Here is a 17,687-nt window from a genome sequence, read left to right as displayed (position 1 = left end):
TCAGTGCGGCGCACCCCGCGGGCGATGCGCCGCGTACAACCAGGACTCACCCGCGGCGTCGACGAACTCCCCGAGCGCCCGTCCGACCAGCACGACCGCCGCCTGCCGCAGGCCTGCCGCCTCCACGGCGTCCGCCACGCAGGCCGGCCCGCCGACGGTGCCGCGCAGCACCAGCTCCCCGGGCTGGCTGGCGCGGTGCACGACCACGACGGGGCAGCCGGCGCCGTGCGTCGGCAGCAGCCGGTCGAGGTGCTCACGCAGCCGCGTGATCGCGAGGTGCAGGACGAGGGTCGCACCCGTGGCCGCGAACGCCTCCCAGGTCTCCCCCTCCGGCATCGCCGAGGAGCGCGCCCGGGTGCGGGTGAGCACCACCGACTGGGCGACGAGCGGCACCGTCAGCTCCCGGCCCACCAGCGCTGCCGCGGCCGCGTACGCCGGGACGCCCGGCACGACCTCCCACGGCACGCCGGCCGCGTCGAGCCGTGCGGCCTGCTCGTGCAGCGCGGAGTACAGCGACGGGTCCCCGGACACCAGCCGCACCACGTCCTCCCCCCGGGCGTGGGCCTCCGTCATGACCGCCAGGATCGCGTCCAGGTCGAGCCGGGCGGTGTCCACCAGCCGCGCCCCCGACCGACAGTGCGAGAGCACCGCCTCGTCCAGGTAGGTGCCCGGGTACAGGACGACGTCGGCCACGCCCAGCAGGCCCACCGCCCGCAGCGTCAGCAGGTCCGCGGCGCCCGGCCCGGCGCCGACGACGTGCACGGTCACCGCACCCACCTCACCGGATCCACCGCGGCGTCCACACGCGGCCGGCCGCGTCCACGCGCGTGTGCGACGCCCCGACCAGCAGCAGGCACTTCATGTCGATCGCCTCCGCGTCGAGCGCCCCGAGCGTGGTGACCTCCAGGGACTCCTCGGCCCGACCGACGTCCCGCCCCACCACGACGACGGTGTCGGGGTCGCGGTGCTCCAGGAGCAGCTTCTGCGCACGCACCACCTGCTCGGTGCGGCTGCGCGAGGCCGGGTTGTAGATGCCGACGACCATGTCGGCCTCGGACAACGCGCGCAGCCGCCGCTCGACGACCGCCCAGGGCTTGAGCCGGTCCGAGAGCGAGAGCACCGCGAAGTCTCCGCCGATCGGCGCGCCCGCGCGGGCCGCGACCGCCTGGATCGCGCTCACCCCCGGCAGCACCCGGACGGGCACGGCCGCGTAGCGCGGGTCCTCAGCGGCCTCCAGGACGGCGGTGGCCATCCCGAACACCCCGGCGTCCCCGCCGCTCACGACCGCCACCCGCTCGCCGGCCAGCGCGAGGTCGAGCGCGTCACGGGCCCGGTCGATCTCCACGCCGTTGCCGGACGCGTGCCGGGTCAGCCCCGCGCGCTGCGGCACCCGGTGCACGTAGGGCGCGTAGCCGACCACGTGGTCGACCTGCGCCAAGGCCGCGGTGGCCTCCGCCGTGAGCCAGCCATCCGGGCCGGGGCCGAGGCCGACGACGAGCAGCTCTGCCACGTCCGCGCCGGTCCGCTCGGCAGGGGTCGCTGGCGCTGCGGCGGGCGCGGTCGCGGGGCGTCGTCCGGCCCCGTGCAGCGAGTCGCCGGTGACGACGATGATCGAGAAGTACGGCACCGAGGTGGGGTCCACGTCCCGCACGGGCATCCGCCGCTCGACGTCGGTGGAGGCCCGCTCGACGTACATCGCGTGGTCGAGCCGCCCGGCGGCCTCGAGCGCACGACGCACGGCGGGGAACGTCCGGCCGAGCTTCATGATCACCGCCCCCTCGGTGTCGGCCAGGCGGCGCGCGAGCTCCGCCTCGGGCAGGGTGCCGGGCAGCACGGCGAGGACGTCGGTCTGCCTCACCAGCGGCCACGCCACCGTCGCGGTGGCGGCCGCGAACGCGGGCACGCCAGGCACGACGGTGGTCTCGAACCGCTCGGCGAGCCGGTCGTGCAGGTACATGAACGAGCCGTAGAAGAGCGGGTCGCCCTCGGCGAGCACCACCACGTCGCGGCCTACCTCGAGATGGGCCGCGAGGCGACCGGCGGCCTCGACGTAGAAGTCCTCCAGAGCGCCCGCGTAGCCGCCCGGGTGGTCGGTGCGGCCCGTCGTGACCGGGTACGTGAGGCACTCCTCGGTCGCGGACGCCGGGATCAGGTCGGCCGCGACGGCCCGCGCGTTCGACGGCTTGCCGACGCCCGAGTGGTAGGCGACGACGTCCGCGGACCCGATGAGCCGCGCGGCCTTGAGCGTGACGAGCTCGGGGTCGCCCGGTCCGACGCCGACGCCCCAGAGGCGGCCGGGCCGGGGCGCCGTCCCGGAGCCGGGGGCGCTCACTCGGCCTCCTGGGCCAGGGCGTTGACCGCCGAGGACGCGATCGCCGACCCGCCACGGCGCCCCCGCACCGTCACGAAGGGGACGTCGATGCCGTGCTGCTCGCGCAGGTCCACCAGCGCCTGTTTGGACTCCGCCGCGCCGATGAAGCCCACCGGGCAGCCGACGATCGCGGCCGGCCGGGGCGCGCCGTCCACGAGCATCTCCAGCAGGTGGAACAGCGCCGTCGGGGCGTTGCCGATGGCCACCACCGCCCCCTCGAGCCGGTCCGGCCACAGCGAGACCGCTGCGGCACTGCGGGTCGTGCCCCACCGCGCGGCCAGCTCCGGGACGGCCGGGTCGGTGAGCCGGCAGAGCACCTCGTTCTCGGCGGGCAGCCGAGAGGCGGTGACGCCCATCGCGACCATCCGCGCGTCGCACAGGACAGGCGCGCCGGCGTCCAGCGCGGCGCGGGCGGCCGGGACGAGGTCGGGGTGGACGACGAGGTCCGGGACGAGGTCGACCTGGCCCGAGCCGTGCACCATCCGCACCGCCAGCCGCTCGGCCGACGGCGGCACCAGCGACAGGTCGGCCTCCCGGCGGATGGTGGCGAAGGACTCGAGGTAGATCGCCGGTCCACTGGTGGCGTACTCGTAGTGTCGCGTCGGGGCCTGCGGCCCCCTCGAGCCGTCGGTGCGTGCCGTCATCGGTCCTCCTCCGTCGAGCGGGCGGCCGGACGGGCCGGACCCGGCGGACCCGGCGGCGCCAGGACCCCCCGCCAGGGCGTGACCACGAGGACGTCACCACGGCTGACGAGCCCGCCGACCGCCGCGGCGTCCAGCAGGCCGTCGGGCGCCTCCACGTGGTCCACCACCGCGGCACCCGTGCCGCGCGCCCGGACGAGGCCGAACGGCAGCGGCGGTGACGCGACCTCGGCCCGGGGGTCGGGGGCGGACGGAGTCACGAGCGCGGCGCCGCCGCCCGGCAGCTCGTCGACGTGCCAGGGCGCCGTGGGGCCGTCCCCGCGGGACTCCAGGAACGCCCGGGCGAGCGCGACCAGGACCTCGGCGGCCCGGTCCAAGGGGACCACCGGGCCCCACGTCGAGCCCGCGCGCACCTGGCACCGGACGTCGTCGAGGGCCACCAGGCTCAGGTCTCCTCCCCGGGGGAGGACGTCGCCACGCCCGTCGTCGAGGACGTGCAGGAAGCGGCCGGGCAGCGCCGCGAGGGCGTGGTCGGCCACGATCGCCGCGTCGAGCGCCGCGGCGACGGGACGCAGGTCGGCGCGGCCGCCGACGAGGCCCGACAGCGGCGACACCAGGACGTTGCGAGCCAGCTCGTGCGCGGGGTGAGGCACCAGTCCCGTGGCCCGCAGCGCGCGGTCGGCAGCCGGAGCCAGGCCACCCTCCCTCCCGGCGGGCAGTCCGCGGACCTGCAGGTTCGCGCGACCGGTGAGGTACACGGCGCCGTCACCGAAGCGGTCGGCCGCCTCCGAGAGCGACCCCAGGGCGCGGGCGGGGAGCAGGCCGCCGACGAGGCGCAGCCGGACCAGGAGCCCGTCGGTGGCGGGCCACGGCCGCGACACCGCCGGGCAGAGGTCACGCCGGACCCGGGTGGTGCCGGCAGAGCGGACGGAGGGTGCAGCAGGGGTGACCACGAGGCTCCTCGGGAGGTCCGGGGCTCGTGCGCGAAGCCCTCAGTCGACCTCGCGGCGGGTGCCGCAAGGACCAGCAGGTCTTCGGACTCGGGATCACTCGAACCGGGCGCCTTCCCAGGGTCTCCCCCAGTGGCGTCGTGCCCGGCCCGTCACCCACACCGCTGCGCGTCAGTCCCGGACTCTCACCGGGTTCCCGTCGCTGGCGGACAGCACGCTACACCTCTCGCCACGCCTCTCACCGGGGGCGCCTCCCGGGGGTCCGGTCCTCACGCACCGTCCAGGGCATCCGGACGGAGGACCCTGTGGGCACGTGCCCCGGTCGTGCCCTAGGCTGCCTCGGCGGGCACGAGGAAGTCGGTGGGATTCCGACACAGTCGCGCTACTGTGACCGTCCTCCTGGCTCCGGCACGACCGGGGACCAGTGGGGCGGAAGTCAGACCCGAAGGTCCGCTTCCACCCCATCGAACAGGGACGCACTCATCCCTGAGGAGGACTCATGTCGCAGTCGACCTCTCTCGCCGGCACCACCGTCGCCGGCCCCGCACTCGCCCCGGAGACCGTCGCGGTCCCGCTCCGCGAGCTCGCCCCCTGGGCCTTCTTCCTCGGCCTCCTCGGCCTCCTCCTGCTGTTCTTCGTCGGCGCTGACCAGGGCGCCGTCTCGCTGCCGGCGGGCTCCTTCGTGCACGAGCTCGTGCACGACGGCCGTCACCTGCTCGGCTACCCCTGCCACTGAGGCGCGGACATGACCGCCCGCGCCTTCCTGGTCCGCGGGCTCCTCGCCGGGCTCCTCGCCGGTCTCGTCACTTTCGCGGTGGCGTGGACCGTCGGTGAGCCCTCCGTCGAGCGAGCCATCGCACTCGAGACCAGCGCCGAGAGCACGCACACGCACAGCCACGACTCCGAAGAGACGGCCGGCGCGGCCGCGACCGAGGAGCACTCGCACTCCCACGGCGAGGACGCCCTCGTCCCCCGGTCCGTCCAGAGCACCGTCGGGCTGGGCCTGGCCACCGTCTGCGCCGGTCTCGCCCTCGGCGGCCTCGTCGCGATCGCGGCGGCTGCCTCTGCCGGGCGGACGGGCTCGCTGACGCCCGCCCAGTCCACCGCGGTCGTCAGCCTGGTCGGCTTCGTCGCGTTCGCCCTCGTCCCGTTCTGGAGGTACCCGGCCAACCCGCCGGCCGTCGGGTCCGGCGACACCATCGGCATCCGGACGGCCGGCTACTTCGGCTTCGCCGGCATCTCGCTGGTGGCGGCGGTCGCCGCCGTCGTCCTGGCGGTGCGCCTGGCGCGCCGGCACGGCGCCTTCGCGGCCGTCGTCGCCTGCACGCTGGGCTACCTCGCGGTCGTCGTCGCGGTCGGCGCCGTCATGCCGACGGTGGACGAGGTGGGCGACTTCCCCGCCTCGACGCTGTGGGAGTTCCGCACCGCCTCGCTCGTCACCCTGGCCACGCTGTGGGCGGTGCTCGGCACGGCCCTCACCGGCGCCGTCGGCGCCCTGCACCGGCAGGCGTCCGGGACCGCGGCACGACGCGAGCTGGCGGCCGGCCTGTGACCGCCTCCCCCGCACTGCTCGGGCCGCTCGGGCCGGTCGCCCCGCCGGAGCCGGTGGTCGCCGGCCTGGCGGCCGACCGGCTGGCCGGCCTGGCCACGCCCGCGGGCGCGCTCGGACGGCTGGGCGACCTCGCCGTCTGGGCCTCCGCAGCCCTCGGGTCGGTGCCCCCGCCGCTGCTCGACGGGCCCGGCGAGGTGCGCCTCGTCGTCCTCGCCGGGGACCACGGCGTGAGCGCCCACGGCGTCTCTGCCTACCCCGCCGCGATCACGCCCGCGATGGTCCACCTAGTCGTCGCCGGCCGGTCCGGCGTCTCGACGCTCGCCGCCGCGCACGGAGTGAGCGTCCGGGTGCTCGACGTCGGCGTGGACGACGACCTCGACGGCGCCCCCGCTGCGGTGCGCGACCACAAGGTCACCCGCGGCAGCGGCGCCATCCACCTGGTCGACGCGCTGAGCCACGACGACGCCACGGCCGCGTTCGAGGCCGGCCGCGTCGTGGCCCGCGAGGAGGTCGCCGCCGGCGGCCGCCTGCTGATGACGGGCGACCTGGGCATCGGCAACACCACCCCGGCCGCGGCGCTCGTCGCGGCCCGGCTCGGGCTGCCGGCCGACCTGGTCGTCGGCCGCGGGACCGGCGTGGACGACGAGGGGCTGGCCCGCAAGACCGCGGTCGTGCAAGCGGCGCTGGATCGCACCCTCGACGTCCACGACGACGCCTTCGCCACGCTCGCCGCCCTCGGCGCGTCGGACCTGGCGGCGGCCGTCGGGTTCCTCGTCGAGGCCGCCTCGACCGGCGTCCCGGTGCTGCTGGACGGTCTGATGTCCGTGGCCTGCGCGCTCACCGCCGAGGCGCTGGCTCCCGGGGCGGCGGCTTGGTTCGCGGCCGGGCACCGCTCCACCGAGCCGGCCCAGTCGCTGGCCCTGGAGAAGCTCGGGCTCGAGCCGCTGCTCGACCTGGGCCTGCGGCTGGGCGAGGGCAGCGGGGCCGTGGCGGCCGTCCCGGTCGTCCGCTCCGCGGTAGCCCTGCTCGCGGGCACGGCGCTGCTGGGGGACGTCCTCCCGTGACCGGCGGGCCCGCAGCGACCCCGTCCCGGGTGGGGTCGGTGCGGGACGCCCTCCTCCTCGCCGTCGGCACCCTCTCCGCGGTGCCCGTGCCTCCGCCGAGCCGCGCCTCGCTCGTCCCCCGGCTCGACCCGCGCGTCGCCGGCCTCGCGATGGTGCTCGCACCCGTCGCGGTGCTGCCGCTGGGCCTGCTCGCGGCGCTGGTCGTCCTCGTCGGCGGCGCGCTCGGCCTTCCGACGCCGGCCATCGGCCTGCTCGTCGTCGCGGCCCTGGCGCTCGGCACCCGGGCCCTGCACTGGGACGGTCTCTCCGACGTCGCCGACGGCCTCACCGCCTCCTACGACCGCGAGCGCTCGCTGGCGGTCATGCGCACCGGGACGTCGGGACCGGCGGGCACCCTCGCCACCGTCCTCGTGGCCGGTCTCCAGGCCGCCGGCGTCGCGGCCCTGACGCGCGCCGAGCACGGCTGGCTGCTCGTCGGCCTGGCCGTCCTCGTCCCTCGCTGCGCACTCGCCACCTGCTGCGCGCGCCCCGTCCCGTCCGCCCGGCACGAGGGGCTCGGCGCGGGCGTCGCGGGCACCGTGCCGGTCGCCGCCGCCGTCGGGTCCTGGACGCTGGGGGCCCTGCTGCTCGCGCTGGTCGCGCTCGCGGCCGGGCCGTCCGGTGCCCTCGGCCCGCTGCTGGTCACCGCGGTGGCCGCGGGGGCCTCGGTCCTGCTGGTCCGCCGCTGCACCGCCCGCCTCGGCGGCATCACCGGGGACGTCCTGGGCGCCTGCGTCGAGGCGTCCTGCGCGATCGTGCTCGTCGGTCTCGCGGCGGTCGTGGCATGAGCGCTCGGCCGGGACCGACGGCCTCAGAGCACGAGGACGCGCCCGGCGACCACCAGGTGCACCTCCTCGCACGCCGTGGCGAGGCGTTGGTTGACGGTGCCGAGCAGGTCCCGGAAGACCCGGCCGGACCGGTGCTCGGGCACCACCCCGAGGCCCACCTCGTTCGTCACCAGCAGCACCGGTCGGTCGGTCGCCGTCAGCGCGGCGAGCGTCGCGTCCACGCGCGCCTCGACCAGCGCCAGCAGCGCGGCGGGCGGACGGTCCCACGCCTGCTCCTCGTCCAGGATGCCGGTCACCCACGTGCCGAGGCAGTCGACGAGCACCGGCTCGCCGGCACCCCGCACGCCACGCAGCACGCCCGCGAGGTCGCGGGTCTCCACCGTCGTCCAGGCGGACGGGCGGCGACGGCGGTGCGCGTCGAGCCGCGCGGCCCAATCGGGATCGGGGTCCTCCGCGGCCGTCGGGCCGGGCGCCACGTAGACGACCGGTCCGTCGCCGGCCCAGCCGCACACGAGCTCCTCGGCGTGCCGGGACTTCCCCGAGCGGACGCCGCCGGTGACCAGGACGCGGCGCGCACCGTGGTTGCTGCTGCTCATGAGTTCTCCTGCGACGAGAGGGGGCGCCCATGAGCGCCCGGGCGATCGGCATCCTGCTCGGCGTGGCCACAGACCGTCTCCTCGGCGACCCGCAGCGTCACCACCCGGTGGCCTGGTTCGGCGCCGTCGGCAACGGCCTGGAGCGCACCGCCTGGCGCGACAGCCGCGCCGTCGGCACCGCGTACACCGCGCTGCTCGTGGGCGTGCCGACGGCCGCCGCGTGGGCGGTCGACCGCGCGCTGCGTGGACACCCCGTGCCCCGGGCCGCGTTCACCGCGCTGGCCACCTGGACCGTGCTGGGCGGCACCAGCCTCGACCGCGAGGTCGCGGCCGTGGAGCAGCACCTGGTCGCCGGGGACCTGCCGGCGGCCCGCACCCAGGTCGCCCGCGTCGTCGGCCGCGACACCCGGTTCCTCGACGAGGCCGGCGTTGCCCGCGCGGGCGTCGAGACCGTCGCCGAGAACACCTCGGACGCGGTGGTCTGCTCGCTGGTCTGGGGCGCTCTCGCCGGGCCCGCGGGCCTGGTCGCCCACCGCACCGCCAACACCCTGGACGCGATGGTCGGCCACCGCAGCGCCCGGCACGGACGCTTCGGCTGGGCCTCGGCCCGGCTCGACGACGTCCTGGGCCTGCCCGGCGCCCGGGTCACCGCGGCGCTCGCGACCGCCCTGGCCCCCACCGAGGCGGGCAGCCCCCGCGAGGCCGCGGCGGTCTGGCGGCGGGACGCGTCCGGCCACCCCAGTCCCAACGCCGGGCCGGTGGAGGCGGCCTTCGCGGGCGCGCTCGGCGTCCGGCTCGGCGGCACGCTGGTCTACGGCACCGGGGACGACGCCCGCACCGAGCACCGGCACCTGTTGGGCGACGGCCCGCCGCCGGCCACTCCCGACCTGGTCCGGGCCCGCCGCCTCGCGCGCCGGGTCGACGCGGGCGCCGCGCTGCTCGCTGCGGCCACCGCGTGGGGCCTCGCCACCGCACGACCCATCAGGCACCGGACGTCCCCTCGCCGGTCTCCGCGGCCAGGGCCGACACCCAGGCCACGGCTGCGGCGACGTCCTCGACGAGGGTGACGCCGGCAGGCGGCGCGGGCCGCTCCACGACCACGCAGGCGATACCGGCCTCGGCCGCGGCCAGCATCTTCGGCCAGGTCAGCGGCCCGCCGGAGTCCTTCGTGACGAGGACGTCCACGCGGTGCTCCGTCAGCAGCGCCCGCTCGCCGGCGAGCTCGTAGGGGCCGCGGCTGCGCAGCAGCGTCCAGGCTCCCGGCACCGCGACCTCGGGGGCGTCGACGACCCGGGCCAGCACCGGGAGGTGCGCCAGCGGACCGGTGAACGCAGCCAGGTGCTGGCGACCGATCGTGAGGAACGGTCGCTCCCCGTGCCCCAGGACGGCGGCGGCCGCCGTCTCGTGGTCGGGCACCCGCACCCACGGCCGCACGCCCGTCCCGGCGGGCTCGCTCCACCCCGGGCGGGCCAGCCGGAGCAGGGGCGGCGAGCCGGGCTCCGCGAGCGCGCGCGCTGCGTTGCCGCTGATCGTCTCCGCGAACGGGTGGGTGGCGTCGACGACCGCGTCGAAGGCGTCCGCGTGGGCCGCCAGTCCGTCCACCCCGCCGAAGCCGCCGACGCGCAGGCCGCCGACGGGCAGGGCCGGGTCGGCCACCCGTCCGGCGAGGGAGGTCTCGACGTCGACGCCCCGTTCCACCAGCGCGGCGGCCAGGGCGCGCGCCTCGCCGGTGCCGCCCAGGAGCAGCACCCTCACGGCCGCGCCCCGGGGAGCCCGTCGGTGGCGAGCGCGAGCAGGCCGTCGACGTCGAGGTGGGCCTCGACGAGGTCCGCGAGCACGTCGATCCGCCGCTCCCGGGCTGCCGGGAAGCTCGCGCGCGACTCCACGCCGAGCACCTCGCGGAGGTAGGCGGAGCGGTGGGCGTCGTCCTCGAGGCGGCCGTGGACCATCGTGCCGGTCACCAGCCCGGAGGCGGAGACGAACTCCCGTCGGCCGTCGTCCCCGAGCGAGGCGTCGCCCGTGACCCGCCCGTGGTGGATCTCGTAGCCGGCGGGCGCGTGCCGCCGCAGCACCTTCTCCGGGCCGAAGACGGTGACGACGTCGAGCAGGCCGAGGCCCTCGACCCGGGCGCCGGCCTCGCCCTCGACGCCGTGAGGGTCCTCGATGGTCCGGCCGAGCATCTGGCAGCCGCCGCAGATCCCGAGCACCGGGCGTCCTGCGGCGGCGTGCTCGCGCACGGCCCGGTCGAGGCCGCGGGAGCGCAGCCAGGCGAGGTCCTCGAGAGTGGCCCGCGTGCCGGGCAGCACGACGAGGTCGGCGCCCGACAGGTCGCGCGGCGAGGAGGCCAGGACGACGTCGAGGTCGGGCTCGAGGCCGAGCGCGTCGGCGTCGGTGACGTTGGAGACCCGCGGGAACCGGATCACCGCGGCCCGCCGGCGCCCACTCGCCGTCGCTCGCCGCGACTCCAGGTCGAGGGTGTCCTCGGAGTCCAGCCAGACGTCCGGGTGCCAGGGCAGCACCCCGTGGACGGGCAGCCCCGTGCGCTCGGTGAGCACGTCCAGACCCGGCTGCAGCAGGCCGACGTCCCCGCGGAACTTGTTGACGACCCAGCCCGCGAGCAGGGCGCGGTCCTCGGTGTCGAGCAGCTCGCGGGTGCCGACGAAGGCGGCCAGCACGCCGCCGCGGTCGATGTCGCCGACGACGACGGTCGGCAGGTCGAAGGCGCGGGCCAGACCCATGTTCACGTAGTCGCCGGAGCGCAGGTTGACCTCGGCGGGCGAGCCCGCGCCCTCGGCGATCACGAGGTCGTAGCGGGAGGCGAGGTCGGCGTACGCGGCGTGGGCGGCTGCGGCCAGGTGGCGACGTCCCTCGACCCAGGTGGTCGAGTCGACGTCCCCCCCAGGCTGCCCCAGGAGCACGACGTGGCTGCGCCGGTCGCCGCCGGGCTTGAGCAGCACGGGGTTCATCGCGACCTCGGGCACGGCCCGCGCGGCCACGGCCTGGGTCCACTGCGCGCGGCCGATCTCGGCGCCGCGCGGCTGCCCGTCGTCGTCCCCACTCCGCACGTCGAGGCCACCGGGCGCGTCCACGACCATCGAGTTGTTGGACATGTTCTGCGCCTTGAAGGGCGCCACCCGCACCCCGCGGCGCGCCAGCGCGCGGCAGAGCCCGGTGACGACGGTGCTCTTGCCGGCGTCCGAGGTGGTGCCGGCGACGAGGAGGCCGGTCATGCGTCCACCGTCCCGCGCGGAGAGGCCGGCGCTGGCACCGCTGCGAGGGGGAAGGTCCGCAACAGCCGGCAGTCGTCGTTGGCCCACCACTGCAGGTCGACCCGGTCGACGGTGTGCCTCACCGGCAGCAGCGTGCCCAGCGAGGCCCGCACCCACTCCGCGTCCACGCCGGCGGCCGTCTGCTCCAGCGTGAGGTGCGGCACCGGGTCGGCGTGCCTGCCGCCGTACGGCGGGGTCTCGGGGAACGCCGCCGTCAGCACCCGGCCCAGGCGGCGCAGCGGCCCGTCGTCCTCCGGGACGAGGTGGAGCAGCCCGTCCGGGAAGACCCCGACCCGCTCCAGCACCAGCTCGAACGTGCTCACCGCGCCGACGAGGCCGGCGACACGCTCCATCCGCTCCTCGTCCGGCTCGGCGACCCAGGGCGCCAGCACCGTCACGTGCGCGTGGCAGAAGTCCGGGTCGACGGAGACGAAGGAGGCGTCGTGGTGCGCCGTCCGCCGGCGGACCCAGTCGTCGAGCGCCGGCACGGGGACGGCGAGCACCGTGTGCCCACGCCTGCCGGACGCCGCGGTCCACGCGCCGGGCGTCGCGCTCATGCCGGGCCCCGGAGCAGGTAGAGGTCCATCACCCAGCCATCGACCGCGTCGGCCTCCCGCCGGGCGCGGGCGATGTCGGGCAGCACGTCGCCGACCCGGCCGGCCACGGCTCGCTCCCCGTCGGCGCCGAGGTTGGCGGCCCACCAGATCGTCCAGTCGTCGACGCCGAGCCCGCCCAGGTCGACGGTGCGGCTGAGCATCACCACGACGTTGCGCTGCCCCTGGGCCAACGCCTCCGGCAGGCGCCGGGCAGTCGTGACGTGCAGCGGGTCACCGACGTCGTGCAGGACGAGCCGGTGCCGCGCGGCCAGCAGCACCAGGCTGGAGATGCCGGGCACCACCTCGACGGCCAGGGGACGGTCGGGCCGATCCATCCGGTCCAGGAGGCGCAGGGTCGAGTCGTACAGGCTCGGGTCGCCCCAGACGAGGACGCCGACGTCGCCGGCGTGCTCGTCGAGCGCGGCGTCCCAGGCGGCCGCGCGCGCGGCGTGCCAGGCGTCCACGGCGGCGGCGTAACCGGGCCCGTCGAGCCCCGGGCTCCGGTCGCGCTCGGGGTCGTCCAGGACCACCAGCGACACGTCGTGCCGCGCGCAGATGGCCCGGCGCACGGCCAGCAGCGGGTCGCCCTCGCGCTTGGCGAAGGCCAGGACGACGTCCACCGACCGCAGCGCGGCGACGGCCTGCAGCGTCAGGTGCTGCGGCCCCATCCCGATCCCGATCGCCGCGACCCTGCGGGGAGGCGCGAGCGGGGTGGTCACGCCCGGTCCTCCAGGTCGCCCTCGGTCTCCAGGTAGACGGCCTGCATGGCGGCCAGCAGGTCGGCGTCGGGCTCGGTCCACAGACCTCGTTCAGCGGCCTCGTGCAGCCGCTCGACGATGCCGCGCAGCGCCCACGGGTTGGACTGTCGCAGGAACGCCTGGTTGGTCTCGTCCAGGACGTACTCCTGCGCCAGCGCCTCGTACATCCAGTCGTGCACGACGCCGGCGGTGGCGTCGAAGCCGAAGAGATAGTCGACGGTGGCGGCGAGCTCGAAGGCGCCCTTGTAGCCGTGTCGCTGCATGGCCGCGATCCAGCGCGGGTTGACCACGCGGGCGCGGAAGACGCGGTTGGTCTCCTCCTGCAGCGTCCGGGTGCGCACGGCGTCCGGACTGGTCGAGTCGCCCACATAGGCCCGGGGATCGGCGCCGGTCAGCGCGCGGACCGTGGCGACCATCCCGCCGTGGTACTGGAAGTAGTCGTCGGAGTCGGCGATGTCGTGCTCGCGGGTGTCGACGTTCTTCGCCGCCACCTGGATGCGCCGGTAGGACGTGCGCATGTCGTCGGCGGCCTGGCGGCCCTCCAGCCCGCGGCCGTAGGCGAAGCCGCCCCAGGCCGTGTAGACCTCGGCGAAGTCGGCGTCGCTGCGCCACCCGCCGGACTCGACGACCTGCAGGACGCCCGCGCCGTACGAGCCGGGCTTGGAGCCGAAGATCCGGGTCGTCGCGCGCCGTTCGTCGCCGTGCTCGGCGAGGTCGGCGGCGACGTGCGCGCGCACCGGGTTGTCCTCGTCCGACTCCTCGAGCCCGGCCACGAGCCGGACGGCGTCGTCCAGCATGGCCACGACGTGCGGGAACGCGTCGCGGAAGAACCCGCTGATCCGCACCGTCACGTCCACGCGCGGGCGGCCGAGCTCCTCGAGCGGCACGGGCACGAGGTCGGTGACGCGCCGCGACGCCTCGTCCCAGGCCGGGCGCACGCCGAGCAGCGCGAGCACCTCGGCCACGTCGTCGCCCGACGTGCGCATCGCGGAGGTGCCCCACACCGAGATGCCGACCGAGCGCGGCACCTCCCCGGTGTCTTCGACATGACGACGGACGAGCGACTCGGCCAGCGCCTGGCCGGTCTGCCAGGCCAGTCGCGAGGGCACCGCACGCGGGTCGACCGTGTAGAAGTTGCGCCCCGTCGGCAGGACGTTGACCAGGCCGCGCAACGGGGAGCCGGACGGCCCGGCGGGCACGAAGCCGCCCTCGAGCGCGTGCAGGACGGCGTCGAGCTCGTCGGTCGTGCGAGCCAGCCTCGGCACCACCTCGGTGGCCGCGAAGCGCAGCACCCGGACGACCTCCGGGTCGTCGTGCAGGCCCTCGGCGGCAGCGGGCTCCCAGCCGTGCGCCTCCATGGCCTCGACCAGCGCCCGGGCCCGCTGCTCGGCCTCGTCCACGACGACGGTCGCCTCGTCGTCCTTGAGCCCGAGGGCCGCGCGCAGGCCCGGTACCGCGTGCTGCCGGCCGCCGAAGACCTGGGCGGCGCGCAGGATGGCGAGCACGAGGTTGACCCGCGCCTCGCCGTCGGGCGCCTGCCCGAGCACGTGCAGGCCGTCGCGGATCTGGGCGTCCTTGATCTCGCAAAGCCAGCCGTCGACGTGGAGCAGGAAGTCGTCGAACTCCTCGTCGTCCGGACGCTCGTCGAGGCCGAGGTCGCGGTGCATCTGGGCCGCGTGCATGAGCTGCCAGATCTCCCCGCGGACGGCGGGCAGCTTGGCCGGGTCCATGGCGGCGACGTTGGCGTGCTCGTCCAGGAGCTGCTCCAGCCGGGCGATGTCGCCGTAGGTCTCGGCGCGCGCCATCGGCGGCACGAGGTGGTCGACGATCGTGGCGTGCGCGCGGCGCTTGGCCTGCGCGCCCTCGCCGGGGTCGTTGACGAGGAACGGGTAGACCAGCGGCAGGTCACCCAGGGCGGCGTCGGTGGCGCAGGACGCCGAGAGCGCCGCGTTCTTGCCGGGCAGCCACTCCAGCGACCCGTGCTTGCCGAGGTGCACGAGGGCGTGGGCGCCGAACCCGCCGTCGGCCTCCTCGGCCTCGAGCCAGCGGTAGGCGCCGAGGTAGTGGTGGGAGGGCGCGAGGTCCGGGTCGTGGTAGATCGCGACCGGGTTCTCGCCGAAGCCGCGGGGCGGCTGGATCAGCAGCACCACGTTGCCCGCGCGCAGGGTGGCGAGCACGAGCTCGCCCTCGTCGTTGACGAAGAGCGAGCCGGGCGCGGGGCCCCAGGCCGCCTCCATCCCGGCCAGCAGGTCGGGGTCGAGGTCGGCGGCCCAGCGGCGGTACGTCTCGCCCGGGATGCGGACGTGGGCGTCGCCGAGCTGGGCGGTGGTCAGCCACTCCTCGTCCTGGCCACCGGCGTCGATGAGCGCGTGGATGAGCGCGTCCCCGGCGGCGGTGTCGCCGTCGTTCTCGGCGAGGGCGAGGACGTCGGTGACGACGTTGTCGGCGCCCAGGTCGTAGCCCTCCTCGCGGAGCCGGCGGAGCAGCCGGACCGTCGAGACGGGCGTGTCGAGCCCGACCGCGTTGCCGACCCGGCTGTGCTTGGTCGGGTAGGCCGAGAGGACGAGGCCGAGCCGCCGTCGCGCGGGGGCGAGGCGCCGCAGCCGGGCGTGGTTGGCCGCGATCCCGGCGACGCGGGCGCAGCGCTCGCGGTCGGCGACGTAGTGCGGCAGGCCGTCCTCGTCGACCTCCTTGAAGGAGAACGGGGCAGTGATGACCCGGCCGTCGAACTCGGGGATCGCCACCTGGGTGGCGGAGTCCAGCGGGGTCACGCCGTCGTCGTTGGCCAGCCACTCGGCGCGGCTGGAGGTCAGGCACAGCCCCTGCAGCACCGGGACGTCGAGCGCGCGCATCCGGGCGACGTCCCACGTGTCGTCCTCGCCCCCGGCCTGTGCCTCGGCCGGGGTGGTGCCGCCGGCCGCGAGCACGGTCACGACCACGGCGTCGAGCGTGCCGAGCGCCTCGTAGAGCGCGTCGGGCGCGGAGCGCAGGGACCCCGCGAAGACGGGGACGCCGACCGCTCGACCAGTCGCGTCGACGGCGTCGGCGAGCGCGTGCGCGAACGCGGCGTTACCGCTCACCTCGTGCGCCCGGTAGAAGAGGATGCCGACGCGCGGCAGGTCCTGCGCCCCCTGGACGGCGGCCGCGGCCGGGCGCTCCGCGAAGCCCCACTGCGGCACCTCGGCCGGCGGCTCGAACCCCTCACCGGTGAGCAGGACGGTGTCGGAGAGGAAGGCGTGCAGCTGACGCAGGTTCTCCGGGCCGCCCTCGGCGAGGTAGCGGTGGGCCTGCGCGGCGACGCCCAGGGGGACCGAGGAGATCTCCATCAGCTCGGCGCTGGGCTGCTGCTCGCCGCCGAGGACGACGACGGGGGTGCCGGACGCCTTGACCCTCTCGAAGCCGGAGCAGAGGTCCTCGGCCGAGCCCAGGAGCCGGCCGACGACCAGGTCGCAGCCGTCGAGGGTCTCGGCCATCGACTGGTGGCCGGGCCTCGAGGGGTTCGCCAGCACGTAGTCGGCACCGCTGGCCCGCGCGGAGAGCAGGTCGGTGTCGGAGGTGGACAAGAGGGCGATCCGGACGCCACGGGTCATGGGTTTCTCCTCGGGGTTCTCGCCCCTGCTCGACGGAGGTCCCGTGGCCAGTGTCTGGCTACGTCCCGGCCTCGCGGCGGGGACTCACAGTGGCGGAACCGCCCCGGAATGGACCGTGAGGTCGCACCGGGTTCCTGATCACCACGAGACGTGTGTCGTCACCCTAGGGCACGACCCGGGACGCCGAGCCGTGCCCGGTCCCCCTCGTGGTCCTGCGTCCGGGTCATGAGTCAGGATCGGTGGGTGACGTCTCCCCCTCCTGGTGCCGCGACCGTGGTGCTGGTCGGACTGTCCGTGCGGGAGGTCGAGGAGCGCCACCAGCTGGCCGAGGCGGCCGCCTCGACCGTCGCCCACGTGGCGTTCCTGCAGGTCGGAGCCCCCTCGCTGCACATGGTCCTGGACTCCCTCGCCGACGCCCCCGGCGCTCCCACCGACGTCCTGCTCGTCGGGGTCTCGCTCGGGTCGCTGGCGCCCGGGGTCTCCTGGGCAGGACGCGTGGCCGCGGCGTGGCTCGACGAACGGTCGGTCCGCGGGCTGTCGGCTCCCGTCGTCCACCTGGCTGCGCCCACGCTGGGCCCGGCCCCCGACACCCTCGAGCGCGTGCTGGCGCTCGTCGCCGACGGGGCCTCCCGGGTCGTCGCCGACGACGCCGGGGCCCTGGACTCGCCGGCCTGGGAGGAACCCCCTCGCCACCGCCACCAGCTCTTGGTCTGCCGCGGCCCGCGATGCACGGCCCGCGGGTCGGACCGCACCGCCGAGGCGATCGTCCTCGCGATGGTCGCCCGCGGCCTCGAGGACGACGACGTCCTGCTCACCCACACCGCCTGCCTCTCGCCGTGCAACCGGGGGCCGGTGGTCTGCGTGCAGCCCGACGACGCCTGGTTCGGTCCGGTGCACCCCGAGGACGCCGACGACCTCGTGTCGTCGCTGCGCCCGGGCTCCCGACCCGAGCCCGCGCGACGCTCGATCCGGTCCCCCTCCCCGCCTCCCGACCCGCCCTGAGCAGCGAGCCGTGTTGCCACGCGGTCCGGTGGACGCCGACGAGCAGCACGACGGGCTGGACCATGACGTAGGGCTGGTCGTGCTCTGCACACCGAATCGTTGCAGGAGCCGAGGATGCATGTGGCTGACCCGGGCGCCCCCGGGAGAAGTCGAACCTACGACCTGGTGTGTCTGGGCCAGCGGGTGCACTTCACGTTCGAGCCCGGAAGGCATCGACCGAAGCAGCCGACCAAGAAGTCGCCCTCATCGTGCAGCAGATCCAGGCATGACAAGCATCACGAACACCGGGCCGCTCATCACCGACAACGCCATCATCTAGATGTGATGCCCAGCCAGGTTGGTCAGTCTGGTGATGGGGGCGGCCTTGCCGATTGCTGAGTGGGGCCGGTGGTGGTTGTACTCGTGGACCCATGCTGGCAGGGCCGCGAGTCGGGCTGACTCGGAGTTGTAGAACTTCTTGAATGCCCAGCC

Annotated in this window: 17 protein-coding genes and 2 riboswitches; of the genes, 6 read left to right on the top strand and 11 right to left on the bottom strand. The window is 76.0% G+C overall.

Annotated features, from left to right (window positions below):
• The 4 genes from M8330_RS13735 to M8330_RS13720 are packed head-to-tail and all read right to left on the bottom strand — an operon-like array spanning nucleotide 1 to nucleotide 3,965.
• A complete protein-coding gene (locus tag M8330_RS13735) occupies nucleotides 1–768 on the bottom strand; it encodes a cobalt-precorrin-4/precorrin-4 C(11)-methyltransferase (RefSeq protein WP_250827797.1) in 768 nt (255 codons plus the stop codon).
• Between the two features lie 10 nt (nucleotides 769–778).
• Nucleotides 779–2,332: a precorrin-2 C(20)-methyltransferase gene (locus tag M8330_RS13730; RefSeq protein ID WP_250827796.1), complete on the bottom strand. Its 1,554-nt coding sequence runs from the start codon at nucleotides 2,330–2,332 to the stop codon at nucleotides 779–781.
• The gene (locus M8330_RS13725) at nucleotides 2,329–3,015 is read right to left on the bottom strand and encodes a precorrin-8X methylmutase (RefSeq protein WP_250827795.1); all 687 of its coding nucleotides are present in this window, start codon (nucleotides 3,013–3,015) and stop codon (nucleotides 2,329–2,331) included. Before M8330_RS13725 ends, M8330_RS13730 begins: the two co-directional genes overlap by 4 nt.
• Nucleotides 3,012–3,965: a ferredoxin-like domain-containing protein gene (locus M8330_RS13720; RefSeq protein ID WP_250827794.1), complete on the bottom strand. Its 954-nt coding sequence runs from the start codon at nucleotides 3,963–3,965 to the stop codon at nucleotides 3,012–3,014. Before M8330_RS13720 ends, M8330_RS13725 begins: the two co-directional genes overlap by 4 nt.
• A gap of 76 nt (nucleotides 3,966–4,041) precedes the next feature.
• Nucleotides 4,042–4,160, bottom strand: a riboswitch (cobalamin riboswitch).
• A gap of 301 nt (nucleotides 4,161–4,461) precedes the next feature.
• On the opposite strand from M8330_RS13720, the gene M8330_RS13715 reads away from it, so the two are divergent.
• From M8330_RS13715 to M8330_RS13700, 4 genes are read left to right on the top strand one after another with little or no spacing between them, the layout of a single operon-like run.
• Nucleotides 4,462–4,698: a CbtB domain-containing protein gene (locus M8330_RS13715; protein ID WP_250056281.1), complete on the top strand. Its 237-nt coding sequence runs from the start codon at nucleotides 4,462–4,464 to the stop codon at nucleotides 4,696–4,698.
• A 9-nt stretch (nucleotides 4,699–4,707) separates the two neighbouring features.
• Nucleotides 4,708–5,514, top strand: a complete 807-nt coding sequence (locus M8330_RS13710) for a CbtA family protein (protein WP_250827793.1) — start codon at nucleotides 4,708–4,710, stop codon at nucleotides 5,512–5,514.
• On the top strand, nucleotides 5,511–6,578 hold the full coding sequence (cobT, locus tag M8330_RS13705) for a nicotinate-nucleotide--dimethylbenzimidazole phosphoribosyltransferase (protein WP_250827792.1): 1,068 nt from the start codon (nucleotides 5,511–5,513) through the stop codon (nucleotides 6,576–6,578). Before M8330_RS13710 ends, cobT begins: the two co-directional genes overlap by 4 nt.
• A gap of 38 nt (nucleotides 6,579–6,616) precedes the next feature.
• Nucleotides 6,617–7,405 (top strand): adenosylcobinamide-GDP ribazoletransferase, encoded by a 789-nt coding sequence (locus tag M8330_RS13700; protein WP_250827791.1) that lies wholly within the window; start codon nucleotides 6,617–6,619, stop codon nucleotides 7,403–7,405.
• 23 nt (nucleotides 7,406–7,428) lie between these two features.
• On the opposite strand, the gene cobU is transcribed toward M8330_RS13700, so the two are convergent.
• Entirely contained in the window at nucleotides 7,429–8,001 is a 573-nt protein-coding gene (gene cobU, locus M8330_RS13695; RefSeq protein WP_250827790.1) for a bifunctional adenosylcobinamide kinase/adenosylcobinamide-phosphate guanylyltransferase, read from the bottom strand.
• 29 nt (nucleotides 8,002–8,030) lie between these two features.
• On the opposite strand from cobU, the gene M8330_RS13690 reads away from it, so the two are divergent.
• Complete coding sequence (locus tag M8330_RS13690) at nucleotides 8,031–9,068, top strand: CobD/CbiB family cobalamin biosynthesis protein (RefSeq protein ID WP_250827789.1); 1,038 nt, start codon at nucleotides 8,031–8,033, stop codon at nucleotides 9,066–9,068.
• On the opposite strand, the gene M8330_RS13685 is transcribed toward M8330_RS13690, so the two are convergent.
• From M8330_RS13685 to cobN, 5 genes are read right to left on the bottom strand one after another with little or no spacing between them, the layout of a single operon-like run.
• The gene (locus tag M8330_RS13685) at nucleotides 8,983–9,756 is read right to left on the bottom strand and encodes a cobalt-precorrin-6A reductase (RefSeq protein ID WP_250827788.1); all 774 of its coding nucleotides are present in this window, start codon (nucleotides 9,754–9,756) and stop codon (nucleotides 8,983–8,985) included. The genes M8330_RS13690 and M8330_RS13685 overlap by 86 nt on opposite strands.
• Nucleotides 9,753–11,231: a cobyric acid synthase gene (locus tag M8330_RS13680; RefSeq protein WP_250827787.1), complete on the bottom strand. Its 1,479-nt coding sequence runs from the start codon at nucleotides 11,229–11,231 to the stop codon at nucleotides 9,753–9,755. The genes M8330_RS13685 and M8330_RS13680 overlap by 4 nt, the downstream gene beginning before the upstream one ends.
• Nucleotides 11,228–11,827, bottom strand: a complete 600-nt coding sequence (locus tag M8330_RS13675; RefSeq protein ID WP_250827786.1) for a 2'-5' RNA ligase family protein — start codon at nucleotides 11,825–11,827, stop codon at nucleotides 11,228–11,230. The genes M8330_RS13680 and M8330_RS13675 overlap by 4 nt, the downstream gene beginning before the upstream one ends.
• On the bottom strand, nucleotides 11,824–12,585 hold the full coding sequence (gene cobF / locus M8330_RS13670; protein ID WP_250827785.1) for a precorrin-6A synthase (deacetylating): 762 nt from the start codon (nucleotides 12,583–12,585) through the stop codon (nucleotides 11,824–11,826). Before cobF ends, M8330_RS13675 begins: the two co-directional genes overlap by 4 nt.
• A complete protein-coding gene (gene cobN / locus M8330_RS13665; RefSeq protein WP_250827784.1) occupies nucleotides 12,582–16,214 on the bottom strand; it encodes a cobaltochelatase subunit CobN in 3,633 nt (1,210 codons plus the stop codon). The genes cobF and cobN overlap by 4 nt, the downstream gene beginning before the upstream one ends.
• A 28-nt stretch (nucleotides 16,215–16,242) precedes the next feature.
• Nucleotides 16,243–16,395, bottom strand: a riboswitch (cobalamin riboswitch).
• 62 nt (nucleotides 16,396–16,457) lie between these two features.
• On the opposite strand from cobN, the gene M8330_RS13660 reads away from it, so the two are divergent.
• Entirely contained in the window at nucleotides 16,458–17,216 is a 759-nt protein-coding gene (locus tag M8330_RS13660) for a (2Fe-2S) ferredoxin domain-containing protein (RefSeq protein ID WP_250827783.1), read from the top strand.
• 315 nt (nucleotides 17,217–17,531) lie between these two features.
• On the opposite strand, the gene M8330_RS13655 is transcribed toward M8330_RS13660, so the two are convergent.
• The coding region (locus M8330_RS13655; protein WP_250827877.1) for an integrase core domain-containing protein at nucleotides 17,532–17,687 on the bottom strand (156 nt) is incomplete at its 5' end.

The organism is Nocardioides bruguierae, from assembly GCF_023656415.1.
GTDB lineage: Bacteria > Actinomycetota > Actinomycetes > Propionibacteriales > Nocardioidaceae > Nocardioides > Nocardioides bruguierae.
Note: the sequence above shows the minus strand (reverse complement) of the source record. Positions and strands in the feature narration are given on the sequence as shown.